We start from the raw sequence: 1,930 nt of genomic DNA, 5'->3' as shown, positions 1-1,930 counted from the left end.
CTGCCCGCATCGCTTTCGAATCCGAGCCGCAGCCCTTCGCGCCGCTCGACCTGCTGAAGACCGATCCGGCTGAGAAAGCCGCCCAGATGGCGGCAATCATGAAGGAGATCCGCGGCTATTCCGGCTCCGACAATCTCGTGCTGGTCACGCATCTCGAAAACATCGAAGCGCTTGCCGGCGTGGCGCCTCGCGAGGGCGAGGCCGTGGTCGTGGCGCCGGACGGCGACGGCCTCAAAGTGCTGGGGCGCGTCACTTTCTAAGGGATCGCGCCGGTCAGTGTTGCCGAAATACAACTCCCGTAAGGAGCCGCAAATTTGCCGCCATAATGCCGCTTGCGACAACCCGTCGCAGGGTCTATAGGCGCGCTCCCGGTCACGAAAACCGAAGCGAGCACAACGGTTGGAGCTTTCGCCTCCGCCCGTGCAGGCGGCTTTGCCGCTCTGTATACGGCGCCGTTTCGGGTGTTGGGATCGCCGATGTAGCTCAGAGGTGAGAGCGCCGGATTTGGGTCCGGAGGTCGAGGGTTCGAGTCCCTTCATCAGCACCACGGATAGCTCAGCGGGTAGAGCATCAGATTTGTAATCTGACTGTCGAAGGTTCGATTCCTTCTCCAACGGCCTGATAAGCCGACACCTTCAGGTGGTGTTATCCAAAACGGTCCGGGGACCGGAATGCGAGGACTTCACGGACGGCAGGGCTTCGGCCTCGCCGGGCGGCGAAGTTCTGCGCCATCGGCGCGCGGCCAGGCCCGCGGTGACGATCAAGGCGCGGCGCGGCCGGCAAGGGAAGCTTCGGCTTCCTGCGCCCGCTTCGCCGCCCCGCGATCCGCTCCCGAAGGCCCGCTTCGCGCGGATGCCACCGGTCCCCGGATCATTCGCGCCCAGGAGCTGTGAAGAGACGACGTGAAACGAGAAACGAAAAGGATGATCGACGCGTGACGTGACGCCTCGCATGGGGCCATGCCCGACAGGAGTAAGACAATGAAGACCATTCTCGAAAAGGCTCTTGGACGCCAGCGCGTCCTCGTAAAGGAAAATGAGCGTGCCGTCGCCCTCTACAAGGGCGAGATCCAGGCCATCCTGATGCCGGGCGAACATTGGCTCGCCAACCGGCGCGGCAACCTGGAAATCTCCAGGCACGACCTGAAGAACCCGGAATTCGTTTCGGCTTACGAGAAGGCATTGTTCGACAAGCTCCCGGACGTGGCCGCGCGTCACTTCACCGTCGTCCGCACTGGACGCATGGAGATCGCCGTGGTCGAGCGCGACGGCGCGCTGCATTCTGTGCTGTCGCCCGACCGCAAGCTCGTGCTGTGGACGGATGCCGGTCCGTGGAAGGTCACGACCGTCGACACGGCGGCCGATCTCGCCATCGATCCGGCGCTGATGCGCCGGCTTGGCCAGGCGCGGAAGACGGAACACATGTTCCTCAACCCGGTTGTGGACGGCCAGGTCGGGCTGCTCTTCGTAGACGGTGTGCTCGTTCGCACGCTTGAAGCGGGCGTGCATGCCTTCTGGAACGTCGGCCGCATGGTCCAGGTGAAGGTCGTCGACATCAAGCGCCAGTCGCTCGATGTCGCCGGGCAGGAAGTGCTGACCAGGGATCGCGTGACGATCCGCGTCAACATCGCCGCCGAATACCGGGTCGTCGACCCGGTCAAGGCGGTGAGCACGGTGAAGGACTTCTCAGAAGCCCTCTACCGCGCCCTGCAGTACGCCTTCCGCAAGACGCTCGGCGCGCTCACGCTCGACCAGATCCTCGACAAGAAGGTCACGGTCGACGAGGACGCGGCGGCCAAGGTGCGCGACGACATGGCCGCGATCGGCGTCGAGGTCAGCGACATCGCTCTCAAGGATGTGATCCTGCCGGGCGACATGCGCGAGATCCTCAACCAGGTGGTTTCGGCCGAGAAGCAGGCCGAGGCCAACGT

General features: G+C 64.0%; 1 protein-coding gene, 2 tRNA genes and 1 pseudogene. All 4 read left to right on the top strand.

Annotated features, from left to right (window positions below):
* Positions 1 to 260 (top strand): annotated as a pseudogene (locus tag EOA23_RS34245) (histidine phosphatase family protein); the annotation flags it as partial.
* 212 nt (positions 261 to 472) lie between these two features.
* A tRNA-OTHER gene (locus EOA23_RS34240) sits at positions 473 to 547 on the top strand.
* A gap of 1 nt (position 548) precedes the next feature.
* Positions 549 to 614: transfer RNA gene (locus tag EOA23_RS34235), tRNA-Thr, on the top strand.
* Between the two features lie 366 nt (positions 615 to 980).
* Positions 981 to 1,930, top strand: a 950-nt coding sequence (locus tag EOA23_RS34230) for a slipin family protein (protein WP_145966596.1), incomplete at its 3' end; no start/stop codon positions are given.

The sequence above is a fragment of the Mesorhizobium sp. M2A.F.Ca.ET.042.01.1.1 genome (genome assembly GCF_003997405.1).
Classification (GTDB): domain Bacteria; phylum Pseudomonadota; class Alphaproteobacteria; order Rhizobiales; family Rhizobiaceae; genus Mesorhizobium.
This window is presented reverse-complemented; position numbering and strand designations above follow the sequence as displayed.